The organism is Lunatimonas sp. (assembly GCF_020832325.1).
Taxonomy (GTDB): Bacteria; Bacteroidota; Bacteroidia; order Cytophagales; family Cyclobacteriaceae; genus Lunatimonas.
In genome coordinates, this window is record NZ_JAFIEU010000018.1 from 1 (window position 1) to 17,274 (window position 17,274).

General features: G+C 48.2%; 17 protein-coding genes. 3 read left to right on the plus strand and 14 right to left on the minus strand.

Annotated elements, in window-relative coordinates:
- Positions 1 to 189 precede the first annotated feature (189 nt).
- The 7 genes from rny to rpsT form a co-directional block, all read right to left on the minus strand.
- Positions 190 to 1,755: a ribonuclease Y gene (rny, locus tag JJU34_RS06665; protein WP_228691557.1), complete on the minus strand. Its 1,566-nt coding sequence runs from the start codon at positions 1,753 to 1,755 to the stop codon at positions 190 to 192.
- A 66-nt stretch (positions 1,756 to 1,821) separates the two neighbouring features.
- Positions 1,822 to 2,106 carry a cell division protein ZapA gene (locus JJU34_RS06670; protein WP_228691558.1) on the minus strand — a complete coding sequence of 95 codons (285 nt, stop codon included), beginning with the start codon at positions 2,104 to 2,106 and terminating at the stop codon, positions 1,822 to 1,824.
- Positions 2,107 to 2,391 (minus strand): hypothetical protein, encoded by a 285-nt coding sequence (locus JJU34_RS06675; RefSeq protein ID WP_228691559.1) that lies wholly within the window; start codon positions 2,389 to 2,391, stop codon positions 2,107 to 2,109.
- 4 nt (positions 2,392 to 2,395) lie between these two features.
- Positions 2,396 to 4,807: a phenylalanine--tRNA ligase subunit beta gene (gene pheT, locus JJU34_RS06680; protein ID WP_228691560.1), complete on the minus strand. Its 2,412-nt coding sequence runs from the start codon at positions 4,805 to 4,807 to the stop codon at positions 2,396 to 2,398.
- Between the two features lie 156 nt (positions 4,808 to 4,963).
- Positions 4,964 to 5,584, minus strand: coding sequence for a DUF1684 domain-containing protein (locus tag JJU34_RS06685; protein ID WP_228691561.1), 621 nt, complete (start codon positions 5,582 to 5,584; stop codon positions 4,964 to 4,966).
- 7 nt (positions 5,585 to 5,591) lie between these two features.
- Positions 5,592 to 6,287 carry a DNA repair protein RadC gene (gene radC, locus JJU34_RS06690; protein WP_228691562.1) on the minus strand — a complete coding sequence of 232 codons (696 nt, stop codon included), beginning with the start codon at positions 6,285 to 6,287 and terminating at the stop codon, positions 5,592 to 5,594.
- Positions 6,288 to 6,446: 159 nt separating this feature from the next.
- Positions 6,447 to 6,701 (minus strand): 30S ribosomal protein S20, encoded by a 255-nt coding sequence (gene rpsT / locus JJU34_RS06695; RefSeq protein WP_209330503.1) that lies wholly within the window; start codon positions 6,699 to 6,701, stop codon positions 6,447 to 6,449.
- Between the two features lie 218 nt (positions 6,702 to 6,919).
- Here rpsT and JJU34_RS06700 point away from each other — a divergent pair, with 218 nt between their 5' ends.
- Positions 6,920 to 7,873 (plus strand): zinc dependent phospholipase C family protein, encoded by a 954-nt coding sequence (locus JJU34_RS06700; RefSeq protein WP_228691563.1) that lies wholly within the window; start codon positions 6,920 to 6,922, stop codon positions 7,871 to 7,873.
- Between the two features lie 15 nt (positions 7,874 to 7,888).
- Here the strand turns inward: JJU34_RS06700 and JJU34_RS06705 are convergent, their stop codons facing one another.
- Together JJU34_RS06705 and ettA are read right to left on the minus strand one after the other, a co-directional pair.
- Positions 7,889 to 9,217: a pyridoxal phosphate-dependent aminotransferase gene (locus JJU34_RS06705; protein WP_228691564.1), complete on the minus strand. Its 1,329-nt coding sequence runs from the start codon at positions 9,215 to 9,217 to the stop codon at positions 7,889 to 7,891.
- Positions 9,218 to 9,265: 48 nt separating this feature from the next.
- A complete protein-coding gene (gene ettA / locus JJU34_RS06710; protein WP_228691565.1) occupies positions 9,266 to 10,945 on the minus strand; it encodes an energy-dependent translational throttle protein EttA in 1,680 nt (559 codons plus the stop codon).
- A 139-nt stretch (positions 10,946 to 11,084) separates the two neighbouring features.
- On the opposite strand from ettA, the gene JJU34_RS06715 reads away from it, so the two are divergent.
- The gene (locus tag JJU34_RS06715) at positions 11,085 to 12,332 is read left to right on the plus strand and encodes a DUF349 domain-containing protein (RefSeq protein ID WP_228691566.1); all 1,248 of its coding nucleotides are present in this window, start codon (positions 11,085 to 11,087) and stop codon (positions 12,330 to 12,332) included.
- Between the two features lie 77 nt (positions 12,333 to 12,409).
- The gene (locus tag JJU34_RS06720) at positions 12,410 to 12,631 is read left to right on the plus strand and encodes a DUF2795 domain-containing protein (RefSeq protein WP_010855875.1); all 222 of its coding nucleotides are present in this window, start codon (positions 12,410 to 12,412) and stop codon (positions 12,629 to 12,631) included.
- Positions 12,632 to 12,667: 36 nt separating this feature from the next.
- Here JJU34_RS06720 and JJU34_RS06725 read toward each other — a convergent pair whose 3' ends face one another.
- The 5 genes from JJU34_RS06725 to queA form a co-directional block, all read right to left on the minus strand.
- Positions 12,668 to 13,405: a LytTR family transcriptional regulator DNA-binding domain-containing protein gene (locus JJU34_RS06725; RefSeq protein ID WP_228691567.1), complete on the minus strand. Its 738-nt coding sequence runs from the start codon at positions 13,403 to 13,405 to the stop codon at positions 12,668 to 12,670.
- The gene (locus tag JJU34_RS06730) at positions 13,380 to 14,444 is read right to left on the minus strand and encodes a histidine kinase (protein WP_228691568.1); all 1,065 of its coding nucleotides are present in this window, start codon (positions 14,442 to 14,444) and stop codon (positions 13,380 to 13,382) included. Before JJU34_RS06730 ends, JJU34_RS06725 begins: the two co-directional genes overlap by 26 nt.
- A 1-nt stretch (position 14,445) precedes the next feature.
- Complete coding sequence (locus JJU34_RS06735) at positions 14,446 to 15,177, minus strand: DUF5668 domain-containing protein (protein ID WP_228691569.1); 732 nt, start codon at positions 15,175 to 15,177, stop codon at positions 14,446 to 14,448.
- A 127-nt stretch (positions 15,178 to 15,304) separates the two neighbouring features.
- Positions 15,305 to 15,985 (minus strand): 2-C-methyl-D-erythritol 4-phosphate cytidylyltransferase, encoded by a 681-nt coding sequence (locus tag JJU34_RS06740; protein WP_228691570.1) that lies wholly within the window; start codon positions 15,983 to 15,985, stop codon positions 15,305 to 15,307.
- Between the two features lie 179 nt (positions 15,986 to 16,164).
- The gene (gene queA, locus JJU34_RS06745; RefSeq protein ID WP_228691571.1) at positions 16,165 to 17,214 is read right to left on the minus strand and encodes a tRNA preQ1(34) S-adenosylmethionine ribosyltransferase-isomerase QueA; all 1,050 of its coding nucleotides are present in this window, start codon (positions 17,212 to 17,214) and stop codon (positions 16,165 to 16,167) included.
- Positions 17,215 to 17,274 lie beyond the last annotated feature (60 nt).

A 17,274-nucleotide genomic window follows, 5' to 3' on the forward strand; every position in this document is an offset into this window, starting at 1 on the left:
GCAGAGTTTTGCCGCCTGCTTCCTTCAGATTCCACCTCACGATGGACACCCTTGCTATTGGCTAGTGGTTGGCGATTACAAACCCCCACAGTGGACTTTCACCACCTAGTTAGTTACCATGCACGGCACACTAAAAAAAGGGAGTGATCTCGACCACTCCCTCAAAGGTTGTTTTTGTACTTTACGAATTTACTTGGCGTAGTTTACCGCACGCATTTCCCGAATCACCGTGATCTTTATCTGGCCGGGATACTGCATTTCTTTTTCGATACGTTGTGAGATATCAAAAGAAAGCTTGCCTGCCGTTGCGTCATCCACATTATCTGCATCCACAAGCACGCGAAGCTCGCGACCTGCCTGCATGGCAAAGCACTTATTGACCCCATCAAAACTCAAGGCCAGATTTTCCAGGTCTTTGAGACGCTTGATATAGCTATCCATGATTTCGCGGCGTGCACCTGGTCTGGAACCCGATATGGCATCACATGCCTGAATAATAGGAGATAGCATGGAAGTCATCTCGATTTCGTCGTGGTGGGCACCAATCGCATTGATCACCTCCGGATGCTCTTTGTATTTCTTTGCCAACTCCATGCCCAAGATAGCGTGTGGAAGCTCTGCCTCTTCGGGATATACCTTACCTATATCGTGTAGCAAGCCGGCCCGTTTGGCCAATTTGGCGTTGAAGCCCATCTCGGCGGCCATGGTTGCACTGAGTTTGGCTACTTCTCTGGAGTGCTGAAGCAGGTTTTGCCCGTAGGAGGACCTGAACCGCAACCTTCCTACCATCTTAATCAGTTCAGGGTGCAAGCCGTGGATTCCAAGCTCTATACACGTTCTTTCACCAATCTCAATGATTTCCTCATCGATGTTCTTTTCGGTTTTGGCAACGACTTCTTCTATTCGGGCTGGGTGAATTCTGCCGTCCTGAACCAACCGGTGCAAAGAAAGCCTGGCAACCTCTCTGCGCACCGGATCAAAGCCGGAAATGATAATTGCCTCAGGCGTATCGTCCACGACGATCTCCACACCCGTGGCAGCTTCCAAGGCTCGGATATTGCGGCCTTCCCTTCCGATGATTTTGCCTTTCACATCGTCGCTTTCGATATTAAATACCGACACGCAGTTTTCGATGGCATGCTCGGTGGCGGTACGCTGAATCGTGTCAAGCACGATCTTCTTTGCCTGCTTTGTTGCCGTAAGCTTGGCTTGATCCAGGATGTCCTTGATATGGGATGAGGCCCGCGTGGTGGCTTCATCCTTGAGCATTTCGATCAGTTGTTCTCTAGCTTCCTCCTTGGTAAGCAGGGCCACCTTTTCCAGGTCGGTAATCCGCTGATTCGTCACCCGGTCCAGTTCTTCTTTTTTCACCTGCACGGCATGCAATTGGGCAGTGAGGTTTTCTTTTTTACTGTCGAGCTCGGCCTCTTTGCGTTTGATCTGCTCCATCTCCTTCGAGAGTAGCTGTTCCCGCTGCTTCAGCTTGTTTTCGTTGGTAGAAATAATGTTTTTCTTCTTGTTAACCTCCTCCTCAAACTCAGCTTTTAGCCTTAGGTATTTCTCCTTGGCTTCCAGGATCTTATCCTTTTTAACGCCTTCAGCGGTAATCTCCGCCTCCCGTATCAGACTTTTTGCCTTGTCCCTGGCCTCTTCTTCTATCTTCTTACTGTTGTTCTTGGTAAACAAACTCGCTATCAGCGCACCAAGCAGGATACCAACTACTCCCGCAATAATAATGTATAATGACATTCCCATAGGTATATATTAAGTTATCCTACCGGGAAAAGCTAGCAAAAGCCAAAAAAGAGGGGTATTTTTTAATTATAAAATGGAAGATAATTCGGCATTGATTTGGGTAAGGGTAGCTTTTACCTGCTCGCTTCCCTGCGCATTCGATTCATTCAGATCCATAGCCTCCACCATGCTGTCAAAAGCCACCATGGCAAGTAGGTCCTGCCTGTCATCCAAGCCAAATTCCTCCCTGTATCGTTTGAGTTTTTCATTGATCAACTTTCCCGCACGTCTGATTTTAGCCTCGTCTTGGGCCTTCACTTTCATAGGATATTCCCTATCTCCTATCTTGATTCGTATCGAAAGTGTCTCCATTTACTCAGACAAATAGGTAATTACTTTATCAATTTCCTTTATATAATTATCAATCTTTCCTCTCAATTCAGCAGACTCTATATTTTCTACCGGTATGTTCTTTACAATTTTACTGATTTTTATTTGATTTTTAAAATCTTCGAGGATATCATCCTTCTCTTTTAATTCAGCATGAACCTCCATCAACTCTTTTCGGAGCCCTTCATTCTCTTTTTCAAGCATCTTCACCTTGCGGATCACATGCCCTACCAGTTTTTCCAGTCGTTGAAGTTCCTCGAATACCATACACTTATTTTCGGATATAGGCTCCCGCTTCCTTTTCAAAAACCTGCATCAACCGACCCATGGTCTTGTCGATCACTTTGTCGGTCAGCGTCTTTTCGTTGTCCTGTAGGAAAAAACTCAATGCATACGCTTTTTTAGAAGCCTCAATCTTATCCCCAGTATACACGTCAAAGACCCCAATACGCTTAAGCAAAGGTCCACCGGTCTTTTCGGCAAGCGACTTCAGGGAAGCAAAGGACACCCCTTGGTCTATTACCAACGAAAGGTCCCTTCGTACCTCCGGAAACTTCGAAATCTCCCGAAACTTCTTGATGCCCTCCGAGGCCTTAAGTAATGCCGACCAGTCCAGTTCCGCAAAAAACACCTCTTGCTTTACCTCAGCCTGTCGGGTAATAGATGTTGCTAACAGCCCCAGGGTACCAATTACTTTCTTGCCCAACATAAGCTTTAAGCCGTACTCGTAAGCGCCTTCCTCTACCATCTCCGTCAAGGGTTCTCCTACGTTCAGTTTTTGAAGCACCGCCTCTACCACGGCGTAAAGCTGTGAAAACCGAACCGGAACGGCAGGTTCCAGCCAACTTTCGGCCGTTTGGTTACCGGTGAGGAAAATAGACAGGTTCTTGTTCTCCCGATACCCCTCCCCCAGTTTGCAATAGACCGTGCCAAACTCAAAACATTTTAGGTCCTTCTGCCTACGGTTGATATTGTGTGCAAGTACCTCCAGCCCTGTATACAGCAAGGTCTGCCGAAGCACACCTAGGTCTTCGCTGAGCTTGTTCAAAATGACTACGCTTCCATCCGCCTCCAGATGGGGAGACTTTTCTGCATATGCAGACTTGGTCAGAGAGTTGGTAATGATCTCGTGAAAACCCCTTGCCGACAAAATCTCCGTCATCCGGTACTGTAGGCTGTTACCGTCTTTTGCGGGGTGGTTTGCCAGAAAATCGGATTGGTAAGCCTCCTTAAGCGGAATGGCATCAAAGCCGTAAATTCGGAGAATTTCCTCGATGATATCCGCCTCCCGGGTGACATCCACCCTGTAGGGCTTCACCACGGCTACAAACCCATCCTCTGATTCGTTCGTCACCTCAATCTCCAGCCATCGGAGAATTTCGTGTATCTCATCTTTGGGAATCTCTTTCCCTATCAGCCGGGTAATATGGCGATATTTTACCGGAACCCTGTGATCGGACACCGGGCTGGGGTATACATCCACTACCTGAGAAGATATCTCACCACCTGCCAGTTCCTTGATCAACATGGCGGCACGCTTCAAGGCATACACCGGCATGTTCGGATCGGTGCCTCGCTCAAAACGGAAAGACGCATCCGTCTTTAGCCCATGGTATTGACTACCTCTTCGGATGATATCCGGAGAAAAGCAGGCACTTTCCAAAAAAATATCCTTGGTCTCGTCTGAAATACCCGAACCCAATCCTCCGAAAATTCCTGCGATACAGAGTCCCTCCTCAGTATCGCAAATCATAAGTTCAGAACCGGACAGCTTCCGCTCCTTTTCATCCAGGGTGGTAAAAGGCGTTCCTTGCGGCATTCTCTGAACCCGGATTTTACTCCCCTTTATCTTGGCGGCATCAAAGGCGTGCAGGGGTTGGCCCAGGTCATGTAGTATAAAATTGGTTGCGTCTACTACGTTATTGATGGGGTCCAGACCTATGGCTTTTAGGTAATCCTGCAACCAAGCAGGAGAAGGCCCCACTTTCAGTCCAGAAATGGTTAGCCCCGCATACCTGGGGCAGTCTCCGGCATCGACCACCTCTACCGAAATAGGAAGATTTTCGTTGTCAACCCGAAAATTATCTACGGGGGGCAAGTCAAGTGGCTTTTTTAGCAGAGCTTTGAGGTCTCGAGCTACTCCCAAGTGGGAGGCTGCATCGGCACGGTTGGGAGTGAGCCCAATTTCCAACACTTCTGCACGGGCAACGTTGAAAAATGCATTTGCCGGCGTACCATTGGGCAGGTCGGTATCCAGTACCATGATGCCGTCGTGACTATCTCCAAGTCCTAACTCGTCCTCTGCGCAGATCATTCCTTCGGAAACCTCTCCACGTATTTTTGCCTTTTTTATTTGAAAGGACTCGCCTGAGGAGGTATAAAGGGTCGTATGTACCGTTGCCACCGCCACCTTTTGACCAGCGGCTACGTTCGGGGCCCCGCAAACAATGGGTACTACTCCCGATCCGATATCTACCGTAGTGACACTCAATTTATCGGCATTGGGATGAGCGGCACAGGTCAATACCTCTCCGATGACCACCCCCTCAAGACTTCCAGGTATGGACTCGTATGTATCTATCCCTTCTACCTCCAGTCCAGAAGCCGTCAGCAAGGCCGCGATTTCTTCAGCAGAATGGTCAAAGGGAATGTAATCTTTTAGCCTATGTATAGAAATCTTCATGTGTGTAAATTCTTCTTAATGTGACTGATACCTATCCCATCACAAGGGTGATGACCTATCGAACGTCGGCCAGGATATCCCTGCTCTTCAGCTCGGGCTCCATCTTTCTCCTAGCAGGTAACCCACAAATTTAAGAGAAACTTGAGTTAGGACCGGCTATTTGTCGTAATTTTTCTCCCCTGCCCGAATGGGGATCTCCAGGATATTTTCCCGCGGAGGGATGGGGCAGGCATAGTCCGGGTTGTAGGCGCAATAGGGATTGTAGGCCAAGTTAAAGTCGATAGTGATGGACCGCTGCCCGTCCTGCCTGAGGTTCAGGTACCTGCCTCCACCATAGGTCTCTTCTCCGCTTGTGGCATCCGCAAAGGCAAGGAAAAAGTTTCGCTTATCCACTTCTTTGGCCGCCTGAAGCAACAGCAGACGGACTTCTTTTCCATCCAACTCAAAAACGGCAAACGAATGTCGCACGTATTTCTCCACCGAACCGTCCGTGAGTGGCACCTCTACCATTTTTTTAGTCTCAATAGGCTCCATACGTGCCTTTACCAAAAACGACTGATCCACAGGATAAAACTCCAACTGCTCCAGCTCCCGCTTTTGAACCTCGGTAAGCGGGGATTCTAGGTTAAATTTCAGATACTTGTATTGGCGTTCCCGCTCTGCCTCTATCCGCTCCCTGTATTGCTCCGGGCTTTCGCCTCCACCCGTCAGCGTATAGACCAGAGAACCGAAAACAACCACCACAATAAAAAGCAATACACTATTTTTTTGGCTCATACGTCTTTTAGATCAATCCTTCATCCGAAAAGCTAAAATAACCAACATCCGTGAAAATCACATGGTCAATGACAGGAAGCTCCAAACTTTTGCCGGCATCTACTAGCCGACGGGTCAACCGAAGATCCTGTTCGGAGGGTTTAAGCTGCCCGGAGGGGTGGTTATGCACGAGAATGAGGGAATTGGCAAAATGGTCCATGGCGTGTTTGAAAATCACTTTGGGGTCCGCCACTGTGCCTGAAGACCCACCCTGACTCACGAGTTGCTTCCGAATCACCGAGTTGGAACGGTTTAGCAGAACGGCGTAAAAATACTCCACCGTCTCGTCCATCATCTCGGGCTTCATCAACTGATACACATCGGCCGAGGACTGAATCTTTACTTTTTTTTGTGGATCATGGTCTTTCCTTCTGCGCCCGAGCTCCAGCGCACTGACGATCGCAATGGCTTTGGCCTCGCCTATTCCTTTGAATCGTTGCAGATCTTTAACAGATAATCTCGCAAGTGCACTCAAATCGTTGTCTACACTTCGGAGTATGTGTTTGGAGAGGTCCACTGCGCTCATGGACTTTGTTCCGGATCCTATTAATATAGCGATTAGCTCCGCATCGGTGAGCGCAGATTTGCCCTTTAGGAGCAATTTTTCCCTTGGTCGATCTTCCTCGGCCAGCAGGGAAATGGGAATGGATGAAAAATGGTCCATCGATCAAAAACGTTTGGTGAATACCAAAGGCCCGGACAACGTCCCACCCTACTAGTCGGTCATCTACGCAACCTGCAGCCTGAATAAGTGCTAAAATAAAAAAATATGGTCCAAAAAAAAAGCCCCGAAACCGGAGCTTTTTGATTTTATCTACAAGGCTTAAGCCAAAGAGTTTACCAACTTGGTAAGCTTAGACTTTTTGTTTGCCGCGTTGTTCTTGTGAATGACGTTCTTCTTGGCCAATTTATCCAACATAGAAGATACTTCTTTGAGCAACTCTTGAGCTGCTGCTTTGTCTTCTGTATTTCTCAACCTTTTGATAAAGGTCCTTGTTGTTTTGGCTTGGTACCTGTTTCTAAGTCTCTTTACTTCGCTGGAGCGAATTCTTTTAAGAGCCGATTTGTGATTTGCCATATATTATTTTAATTACTTGATTGCGTTAAAACCACCCTGTATAGGAAACGGAATGCAAATTTAACACATTTTATGTTACGTGCAAAAATTATTTCCGCTAAACACTGGATATTTTCCCAACAGTCCTTTATACCCCTCTCTGCGCAATCTTTTGGCTGTTTTGAACAGAATCGATAAGTACGTATATTTAACCTTATTGGACCATTTTTCTGCTACGAATGAAAGTACTCATTGTCTTACTGACACTTTGGATCTCGTCGCCACCTACGATACCCCCTTGGGGGTTTTACGCACACCGGCTCATCAACCGGCAGGCGGTATTTAGCCTTCCCCCTGAAATGATCCGGTTTTACAAGTTCCACTTGTCATACATCACCGAAAATGCCGTAAACCCGGACCGCCGGAGGTACGCTGTGAAGGGGGAAGCCGAGAAGCACTACCTCGATGCCGATGTTTACGGTGACAGTGCGGTCTACCGACTGCCCCGATACTGGCAGCAAGCAGTGGAACAGTATGGCGAAGATTCCCTTAGGGCCCATGGCATTGCCCCTTGGAGCACCTATCAGACATTTCTGCAGCTAGTCCGTGCTTTTGAGGCAAAGGACACCAAATCCATCCTGCGAATTTCCGCCGACTTGGGGCATTACGTGGGCGACATCCACGTGCCTTTGCACACCACCAAAAACTATAACGGCCAACTTACCGGCCAATACGGTATTCATGGTTTTTGGGAATCCCGGATTCCTGAACTATTGGCGGATGACTATGAATTCTGGGTGGGAAAGGCTACCTATTTGGAACAACCGCAAATCGCCATCTGGGACGCCCTCATCCGTACCCACGAAGCCCTGGACAGTGTACTGCATTTCGAGAAAACACTGAGCGCATCTTTCCCGGAAAACCGCAAGTACAGCTACGAGGAACGCGGAGGCATCAACACCCGCGTCTACTCCAAGGCCTACACACAGGCATACCATCAACTACTGAACGGACAGGTGGAAAGGCAAATGCGCGGTGCCGTAAAGATGATCGCAGACCTTTGGTTTACCGCTTGGATAATGGCAGGTCAACCTGACCTAAATACACCGACGCAATTGGGCTCCCAGCCGGAACAGGAAGAGTCATTCAAGCCATTGGAGGAACTGCAAGGAATAAGAGAACACGACCCCTAGCAAGTAAGGGCAGCCCTATGCGTCCACCGCTACTTCCTTGTTTGACTTTAGGTAGGTCCGTATACTTTTGGCCATCCGCTCGAACGTGTCCACAAAAACGTCCTCGTCTTCCTCTAAGAGCGTGACGCGGAATCCGCGGAGATCCGAGCAGAATGAAGAAACCGGCACCACACATATCCGCTCCGACGCCAGCAGGTTGTAGACAAAGCGCTTATCATGGGGCATTTCCTTTTCCCTGAGCCAAGCATCCAATAATACCTGAATGCGCGCATCTTCTACCGGCAAGTGCTGCCCATCGTGAAGCAAGGTTTCATCAAATATAATGGTGTTGTAAAATGCACCCTTGGTTCGGTTGAACTTAATTCCCTTGACAGGGGACAAGATATCCTCCATCAACTGGCTCCTCCTGCCAATTTTGGCATTGGCTGTTTTCCGATAGGCTGCATACAATGGATGCTGCATGATGCGGGGTATGGCTAGCTGCGGAAGGATAGTGGAACAGACCTCGATCATTTTGGCATTCTCCAACGTCGCGCACAATTTGGCAAATTCCACAGAGGCATTCTTATTATAAAACTCCATCCACCCACAGCGGGACCCGGGCCAAGGAAATTCCTTGGAGATGCCTTTCATGGATATACCTGGAAGGTCACCGATCACTTCGGCCAAACTGATGGCTTCGTAGCCGTTGTAGGTAATGTTTTGGTAGATTTCATCTGCCACCAGCAGCAACTTGAATTCCTTAGCGATCTCCACAAAGCGCTGAAGGACCTCCTTGGGATACACCATGCCGGTGGGATTATCTGGATTGATGATTAAGATCCCTACAATGCCCGGGTTGTATTTTACCTTATTGTACAAATCCTCCATGTCTGGATACCAATTGTTGTCGGGATCCAGCCGATAGGTAATGGGGCTGGTATTAGCGTGTGCAGCTTCAGCCGAACTGTGGGTGGAATATGCCGGTGAGGGACCGATGATCCGTGCGGTGGGTATCAGAAACTGGTACAGCTTGGCGATCGCATCGCCCAACCCGTTAAAAAACAGGATATCCTCTGCACTGATTTGGGCTCCTTTTTTGGCATTGTTGAGCCCGGCCAAGAATCGGCGGGTTTCGAGCATTCCCTTCGAATCGGCATAGCCGTAGGTATGATCCTGACTGACGAGGTCTGCCACGATCTCCTTCATCCATGCGGGAATTTTATTGCTTTTTTGGATAGGATCTCCGATGTTTTCCCAGGTCATATCGTACCCAAGCGCCTCGATTTGGCGTGCTTTTTTGACGATTCCGCGGATTTCGTAGTTCAATTCCTCCGCTCCAGGCCTAAGCAGTAACTGTCTCATAATGTGTCGGGTGCCGGCTGGGAGAAATCCCCGCCCGCTAGGGTTTGATTATTTCAAATTTCGGTATTTGATACGCTTGGGGGTGATATCTCCCAAACGCTTTTTCTTATTTTCCTCGTAATCAGAGTAGTTGCCCTCAAACCAATACACCTGGGAATCTCCTTCGAAAGCCAGAATATGGGTACAGATTCTATCCAGAAACCATCGGTCGTGGGAGATTATCACGGCACAGCCCCCAAAATTCTCCAACGCTTCTTCTAAGGCGCGCAGGGTATTTACATCCAGGTCGTTGGTAGGTTCATCCAGTAAGAGCAAATTGCCGCCCTTTTTCAGTGTGATGGCGAGGTGTACCCGGTTGCGCTCCCCTCCGGACAATACGCCCACCTTTTTTTCCTGATCGGCTCCGGCAAAGTTGAACTTACCTACGTAAGCCCGTGCGTTCATCTCTTTGTTTCCAAGCTTGATAAACTCGTTACCCTCTGAAATGATCTGATACACCGTTTTGCTAGGGTCCAGATCGTCGTGCTCTTGATCCACGTAAGCCAGCCGAACCGTTTCACCTACTTCAAAATGCCCCGCATCGGGCTTTTCCTGTCCGGTGATAAGCTTGAACAGCGTGGATTTTCCGGCACCATTTGGTCCTATCACACCTACAATACCGCCCTGGGGCAACGAAAAGGAAAGATCTTCAAAAAGCAGCTTGTCACCAAACGCTTTGGACACACCGTTTACTTCAATGACCTTCGCGCCCAGACGAGGTCCCGGGGGAATATAAAGCTCCAGCTTGGCTTCCCTTTCCTTGGCCTCCTCGCCTACCAGCTTCTCGTAGGCATTTAGTCTAGCCTTACCTTTGGACTGCTTCGCCTTAGGTGACATTCGAATCCACTCCAACTCGCGCTCCAATGTCTTTTGACGTTTGGATTCGGTCTTTTCCTCTTGCTTCAGCCGCTGCTGCTTTTGGTCCAGCCAGCTCGAATAGTTTCCTTTCCAGGGTATGCCTTCACCTCTGTCCAGTTCCAAGATCCAACCGGCTACATTGTCTAGAAAATACCGGTCGTGGGTAACTGCGATCACGGTACCTTTGTAATTCTTCAGGTGTTGTTCCAGCCAATGCACCGACTCAGCATCCAAGTGGTTGGTTGGCTCATCCAGCAAAAGTACGTCGGGCTCCTGAAGGAGGAGACGGCAGAGGGCCACCCGGCGCTTCTCACCTCCAGAGAGGTGTTTGACATTGGCATCACTGGGAGGAAGGCGCAGGGCGTCCATGGCTTTATCTAGCATCACGTCCAATTCCCAAGCGTTGCAGGCGTCCAACTTCTCCTGAACTTCGCCCTGCTGTTGTATCAGCTTATCCATGGCATCCGGGTCTTCCATGAGTGCCGGATCCATAAATTTCTCGTTTATTTCCTCAAACTGCTTCAGCAGATTGACCGTATCGGCTACGGCTTCTTCCACTACTTCCTTAACTGTCTTATCGGGATCCAACTTTGGTTCCTGCTCCAACATCCCCACCGTATAACCCGGCGACCAGACCACTTCACCTAAAAACTCCTTATCCATCCCGGCAATGATCCGCAAAAGAGAACTTTTTCCAGAGCCATTTAATCCCAAAACACCGATCTTGGCACCGTAAAAAAATGAGAGGTAAATATCCTTTAATACCTTCTTTTGGGGAGGGTATACCTTGGAAACCCCAGCCATAGAAAATATAATTTTCTCGTTACTCATATCGTTTTGTCTTTGTTTTTACCTTGGCAACAAGGCACAAAGATGGTAAAAAATCGCCTTTCTTAGGATAAATGAGGCATATTTAATTAATTTGCAGTTTAGAAAAACCACCAGTAAAAAACGAACCCCGCATACCACCATGGAACATCCCTATGGATACATTAAGGACGACAAAGTTTACCTAAAAGGATTCTTGGGACAGGAAGACCGGGTGATCGGTGAAGTAAAAGAAAACGAGGACTCTACGATCCAATATTTCGAAGCAAGGTTCGAAATGATCCGGGAAAAAGTGGAAAAACTGAAGCGGGATATTCAGGAAAACCAGAACAAAGGCTCTTTTTTGATGAAGCTTATTCACTTAAAAGAATCTCTGTATAGCAGCGATGCGTTGGGTGACTTCCCTTCGTTGATAGCTGATCTGGAAGAACAGGAAAAATTTCTGGAAGAAATTATCCAATCTAACCGCGGACGCAACCTGGAGATTAAACAGGGCCTGATCGAGGAAGCCGAAAACCTCATGCACAGCACCGACTGGAAAGCAGCTTCAGAAGAGTTTAAAAACATCAAGTTGCGCTGGCTCAAAACGGGTCCGGTAGAGAAGGCCGTAGAACAGGAAACCGAAGAACGGTTTCAGCAGGCATTGGATGTATTTTACGGAAACAGGAAAAATTACTTTGACGGCTTGGCTTTGCAGGCTGAGCAAAACTTGAAAATATACGAAAACCTACTCATCCAGGCCCGGCAAGCCCACGACTTGGCAGACGTAAAACTGGCTTTTGAGATCAGCAAAAAAATCCAGAAACAATGGAAAGAGTCCGGTAGAGTACCAGCCGACAAGCGTCAGCCCATCTGGGATGAATTCTCCAAATTGAACAACCGGATTTTTTCCAAATATAAGCGTGTAATGCAGAGTGGTCCTACGCTGAGCCCTGGATTGCTGATGCGTAAGATAGAAAAATTGGCCCAAGAGATGCGTATTCTCTCGAAAGGCCCTGCCTCTCCCTCTACCATGATCGAGGCCAAACGCTTGCAGGCAGAATGGAAAAAATTACCCCCAAAAAAACCACGAAACGCACAACAAAGCATCAAGACTTTCGTATTCTCAACAGATTTGGTGTACGAGAAATCATTTCTCAGCAAGCTATGCCATTCGAAATACGAGGATTTTGACAGCAAGTCCACCGAGGAACAAAACATCATCAAAGCCGGTATTTTGAAAGACTTGATAGCCCGGGATCAGAAGGAATTGGATACCGTAAAAAGCAATGCCGAGAACTTCAGAACCAACGAACGGGATTTTGATACCATCCTACAGCGAAAGATAAACAGCTACGTCCGAAAGATGGATGTAAAAAATCACCTGCTACGGGAACTATCCAGCCGGTAATCCGTTTAGCATTAAATTGTAAATTAAGATATCTATTTTTGCCAACCCGAAAGGGACCATTATTAACTGTGTAGACTATGTATTGGACGTTAGAACTTGCCTCCTACTTGGAAGATGCACCTTGGCCCGCCACCAAAGATGAGTTGATTGACTTTGCCATCCGTTCCGGTGCTCCGCTGGAAGTGGTTGAAAACCTCCAGGAACTGGAAGACGATGGGGAGCCTTATGAAAACATTGAGGAAATCTGGCCGGATTATCCCACCAAAGATGACTTCTTCTTCAACGAAGACGAATATTAGAGACGAAAACTCCTGAGCCTAAACTTGGGAGTTTTTTTATACCTTGAAAACCTCGTTTAGCCGTAGTGCTCCCTGCCGACTCACTGGGATTTGCTGCCCAGAACGTAAAACAAGATGCTGCCGGTTTTTTTCGTAAGGCTCAAGTCGTGTCACTTCGGCGATGTTGACAATGAAGGAACGGTGCACGCGTACAAACTTCAAGGGATCCAGCGATTCTTCGAAATATTTCATGGGCTTTAATTTCAAATGCTTTCCTTTGGCAGTTACAATCCCCACATAGTCATCCTCTGCGCTCAAAAAGTGAATTTCGGAAACGGGTATCACCTCAACCTTGTGGCCGGTTTTCACTACTATGCGCGTGAGTCCTTCTGGATGAAGCACCCCCAACGCGTGCCCCATCGACTTCACGGCCCTGGCATTTCCTCTATCCTTTCGATACCGATCCAGCGCCTGAGCAAGTCGCTCTTTGCTGTAAGGCTTTAACAGGTAGTCCAAGGCTTGCACCTCGAATGCCTTTATGGCATAGGCATCGTAAGCCGTAACAAATACGACGTCGGGGGCATCTTCCAGAAGCTCCAACATCTCAAACCCGTTGATTTTCGGCATATGAATATCCAAAAAAACCAAATCGGGTTTGAGCTCCTGTATGCCTTTTAATCCTTCAAAGCCATTTAGAAACTTCCCGACGACTTGTACATCTGTATGGTCGCTGAGATACTCTTCCAGCACTTCCTGGGCCAGGGGTTCGTCATCTATGATTACTGCCTTTATCATGGGTCTTCGGAATTTGAAGCATTGCGGAAAAAACGTTGTCCCCGAGCCGGTATTGTAAGAGGTCGTTTCTCCCGTACAGTAAATAAAGCCTGCGACGCACACTATCCAAGCCAAACCCGGTGCCCGGCAGTTGGGGAGTATCTGGATCACAAGGGTTGGATACCTCTATGCGGAGCATCCCCTGAATCTCTCGGGCACGGATGCGAATAGCAACCGTATCCATCACCCCGTACAAGCCGAACTTGACGGCGTTTTCAACCAGTGGCTGCATTAACAGAGGGGGTAATTCCCAGTCCCCCAGCCCGTCTGCGAGCTCCATATCTACCTGAAGGCGCTCGCCAAAGCGGATCTTCTCTATCTCCAAATATAATTGAATTCGCTGCCACTCCCAATCCAAAGGCTCTCTGACGGCTCCTGATTTTTGAATGGTCATACGGAAAAAATCAGCTAGTTGCAGTACCATTTGTCTGGCGCGATCCGGGTCCTTGCCGACAAGCGCGCTCACAGAATTTAAGCTATTAAACAGAAAATGGGGTTGTAGTTGCAAGCGTAGGTGCTGAAGCTCCGATTCTCGGGCGAGCTTTTCGGTCAGCGCCTCCCGCTCTCTAATCTCCCAACCTCGCTCCCGCTCTTGCTGCCACAATATCCACAGCGACATGCCATAAAAGAGCAAAAGAACAAAAGCCATACGAAGAGGCAAAGAATACTCTACCAAATCGAGGTAATCGCCTTTGCCCCAAATCCATTGAAGCATCATTTTACCCCAAAAAACGACCGCCAATGCCAAAATAGCCGGAAAACTGAGCGTTGGCAAATAAGTAGCTCCTGAAAGCCTAAGGTAGGGATATACCTGGTACAACAAAAAAACACCCGCGGTGACCAATGCTGCATGGAGGCAGCTATCGGTGATCGCAAACGGATCCAAGCCTCTATAGTACAGAAAAAGCAGCATGGAGGCCCCTGCCAATACCCCAAAGAGACCGGCAAAGAACCAACCTCTGCCCCTTTTGGATACCGGCCGCCTCGCTGAGGTATCCATGCTAATAACTGCTGATTTCTATCCCCCCGAAGATCACGGCACCGGTAAGGATTAGCTTCTTCTCTCCATCGGGCAGTGTCATATTCGGCATGCGCTTATCTTCCACGCCCGCTGCGATGTTACTAACACCAAAAGACACATCCCAATGCGAGGGCACAATTAGCTTGATCCCCCCCATGACCACCGATACATCGAGCACCGCAGTACCCTCTAAGTCCGCATGGCTGAGGTCAATGTCGGTACCTCCAAATATCGTGGTGATCTCTCCTCCCTTGAAAGACTTTGATATACTCTTTCGCTTGATACCGCAGAAAATCGCCTCCACATTGAGGTAATCGGACGGATCCCCTTCCTGCTGCCTGCCTGCCTTTCCGGTGCGAAGCTTTCGTTCAAATCGGTCGTAGTTACCCTCCCAGTTGACCCCTTTTTCTTTTTTTTTCACCAACAAAAAGAGACCTAGAACGATCAAGCCCACGGGTATCATATACTTTTCTGCACCGAATGGCAAGATATCGTTGTTTCTGAGAAGAAAGAAGGTGCCTATACCCAATAGGACGAGGGAAGCGGTATTTGAAAAGCCGTGCTTGACCCCAATGACCACCCCTAAAGCTAGGAGAATCATGGGCCAGGAGAAGATCCAAGAGGGGAAAATGATCCCAAACTGCTTAAGCAAAAGTGCGGCACCGATGACCAAAACAATGATCCCCAGGGTTCGTTGATTATCTGATTTCATAATGGAAATGGTTGATTTATACACCAAACATAGCCATTCCTACAGCATAACCCTCTTTCATATAGGCAATCCACCATAAAAAATCGGTAAACGCCGGGTTTCTATCGGTGAAATACTGCCCCCATACCTAGACTATCCGTGACCCTATCAGAAATTCGGCATAGCGCAGGTCTTCCGGAGTGGTGATCTTGATATTGTTGGGATCACCCGAAATCAAATTAACCTGCCAACCCTGATGTTCATAGACAGTGGCATCGTCGGTAAATGCTGCGCTTTCTGCTACCAAAAAAGCCTTCTTGATCCGTGCAACCTGAAAGGTTTGAGGAGTCTGTACCAACCGGAATGCTTGCCGATCCTGAAAGACAGACTGCCCATCCGCTTCTACCTTCCGAAGGGAATCCTTGAGGGGTACCACGGGAATGGCGCTCCCCGACCTATCGGCCTCCTCAAAACTCTGCCGGATCACTTCTTGGGCTACAAAGGGACGCACACCATCGTGGATGGCTACCAGCGTTCGCTCTTCACGCACGGAAGCAAGCCCATTTCTCACAGACTGGAACCGGGACTGCCCACCTGCCACTACCTGATGGGGGAGACGGAATTGATGCTGCCGGCAAAGGTCTTCCCAAAATTCCTTGTCCTTTTCCGGCAGTACCAAGATCAGTTGCATACTGGCATCGAAGGCGTGAAAAGCACGTAGCGTGTGCATCAGTATCGGAACCCCACCTAGAGGGATGAATTGCTTTGCCAAAGGTGCTCCCATGCGGGATCCGCTGCCGCCTGCTACGATGATGGCTGCTCGTATCATCTTTTTATATATAAATTTCTTTGATCAGAAATAATCCCGTACCCTCGGCTAGGAATGTCAATCACTTTGCTTCAAACGCATCATACACCTACCTACTGATTGCCAGACATAAGAGAATCCAAGCGCTTATCACAAGGTCTTTACCCAACGAAAAAAGGCGCCAACGGCGCCCTTCTGTATTAGAGGATCAACATGGCGTCTCCATAGGAGAAAAACCGGTATTTCTCCTTGATGGCCTCTTGGTATGCCTTCATGATGAGGTCGTACCCACCAAAGGCTGAAGTGGTCATCAGCAACGTGGATTCTGGCAGGTGAAAATTGGTGATCAGCGAATTCGCAATCTTGAACTCGTAAGGTGGGATGATAAATTTATCCGTCCAACCAGCACTGGCTTTCAGGCGCCCGTTGGCAGTCACAGAGGACTCAATGGTTTTTAGCGAGGTGGTACCTACGGCCACTACCCGCTTCTTGCTATCCAATGCCTTGTTGACCAGCTCTACGGTGCGTTCGGGTATATCGTAATTCTCCGAATCCATCTTATGTTTGGTCAGGTCCTCTACGTCTACTTGACGAAAGGTACCCAATCCAATGTGCAAGGTGATCGGGCTAACTGAAACCCCCTTGATTTCCAATCGCTTGAGTAAATGAGGGGTGAAATGCAATCCTGCGGTGGGTGCTGCCACGGCTCCTACATGCTCTGCATAGATGGTCTGATACCGTTCCCGGTCCGAATCGTCTACCTCCCGCTCGATGAAATCCTTCAAAATCGGCGTTTCACCCAAAATATCAATGGTTTTGAAGAACTCCTCGTCCGTACCGTCGAAGAGAAAACGGATAGTCCGTCCCCTTGAGGTGGTATTGTCGATCACCTCGGCTACTAGGTCACTGTCTCCAAAATAGAGTTTATTGCCCACACGTATTTTCCGGGCTGGATCTACCAACACATCCCATAGTCTGAGCTCCCTGTTCAGTTCCCGTAGCAAAAACACCTCTATTTTCGCACCCGTCTTTTCTTTGTTGCCATATAGGCGGGCTGGAAATACCTTCGTATTGTTAGTCACAAATACATCTCCGTCGCTAAAATACTCGATGACCTCCTTGAACACCCGGTGTTCAATTTTGCCAGTGGATCGATGGACCACCATCAAACGGGATTCGTCGCGATTTTCAGTTGGATAAAGGGAAATGAGCTTTTTGGGAACTTCAAATTTGAAATCTGATAATTTCATGGGTATGATATTAGGTATTTGTTCTAGCGTTTGTATCAATCATAAAAAGTGCAAAGATAG

Bases quoted from the DNA above. Each gene is read 5' to 3' on its own strand.
- JJU34_RS06735 (WP_228691569.1), bottom strand. From the start codon at position 15,177: ATGAAATCAGATAATCAACGAACCCTGGGGATCATTGTTTTGGTCATC.
- JJU34_RS06700 (WP_228691563.1), top strand. From the start codon at position 6,920: ATGAAAGTACTCATTGTCTTACTGACACTTTGGATCTCGTCGCCACCT.
- JJU34_RS06740 (WP_228691570.1), bottom strand. From the start codon at position 15,985: ATGATACGAGCAGCCATCATCGTAGCAGGCGGCAGCGGATCCCGCATG.
- pheT (WP_228691560.1), bottom strand. From the start codon at position 4,807: ATGAAGATTTCTATACATAGGCTAAAAGATTACATTCCCTTTGACCAT.
- JJU34_RS06725 (WP_228691567.1), bottom strand. From the start codon at position 13,405: ATGATAAAGGCAGTAATCATAGATGACGAACCCCTGGCCCAGGAAGTG.
- radC (WP_228691562.1), bottom strand. From the start codon at position 6,287: ATGGACCATTTTTCATCCATTCCCATTTCCCTGCTGGCCGAGGAAGAT.
- JJU34_RS06720 (WP_010855875.1), top strand. From the start codon at position 12,410: ATGTATTGGACGTTAGAACTTGCCTCCTACTTGGAAGATGCACCTTGG.
- JJU34_RS06705 (WP_228691564.1), bottom strand. From the start codon at position 9,217: ATGAGACAGTTACTGCTTAGGCCTGGAGCGGAGGAATTGAACTACGAA.
- JJU34_RS06670 (WP_228691558.1), bottom strand. From the start codon at position 2,106: ATGGAGACACTTTCGATACGAATCAAGATAGGAGATAGGGAATATCCT.
- rny (WP_228691557.1), bottom strand. From the start codon at position 1,755: ATGGGAATGTCATTATACATTATTATTGCGGGAGTAGTTGGTATCCTG.
- rpsT (WP_209330503.1), bottom strand. From the start codon at position 6,701: ATGGCAAATCACAAATCGGCTCTTAAAAGAATTCGCTCCAGCGAAGTA.
- JJU34_RS06675 (WP_228691559.1), bottom strand. From the start codon at position 2,391: ATGGTATTCGAGGAACTTCAACGACTGGAAAAACTGGTAGGGCATGTG.
- queA (WP_228691571.1), bottom strand. From the start codon at position 17,214: ATGAAATTATCAGATTTCAAATTTGAAGTTCCCAAAAAGCTCATTTCC.
- JJU34_RS06730 (WP_228691568.1), bottom strand. From the start codon at position 14,444: ATGGATACCTCAGCGAGGCGGCCGGTATCCAAAAGGGGCAGAGGTTGG.
- ettA (WP_228691565.1), bottom strand. From the start codon at position 10,945: ATGAGTAACGAGAAAATTATATTTTCTATGGCTGGGGTTTCCAAGGTA.
- JJU34_RS06715 (WP_228691566.1), top strand. From the start codon at position 11,085: ATGGAACATCCCTATGGATACATTAAGGACGACAAAGTTTACCTAAAA.
- JJU34_RS06685 (WP_228691561.1), bottom strand. From the start codon at position 5,584: ATGAGCCAAAAAAATAGTGTATTGCTTTTTATTGTGGTGGTTGTTTTC.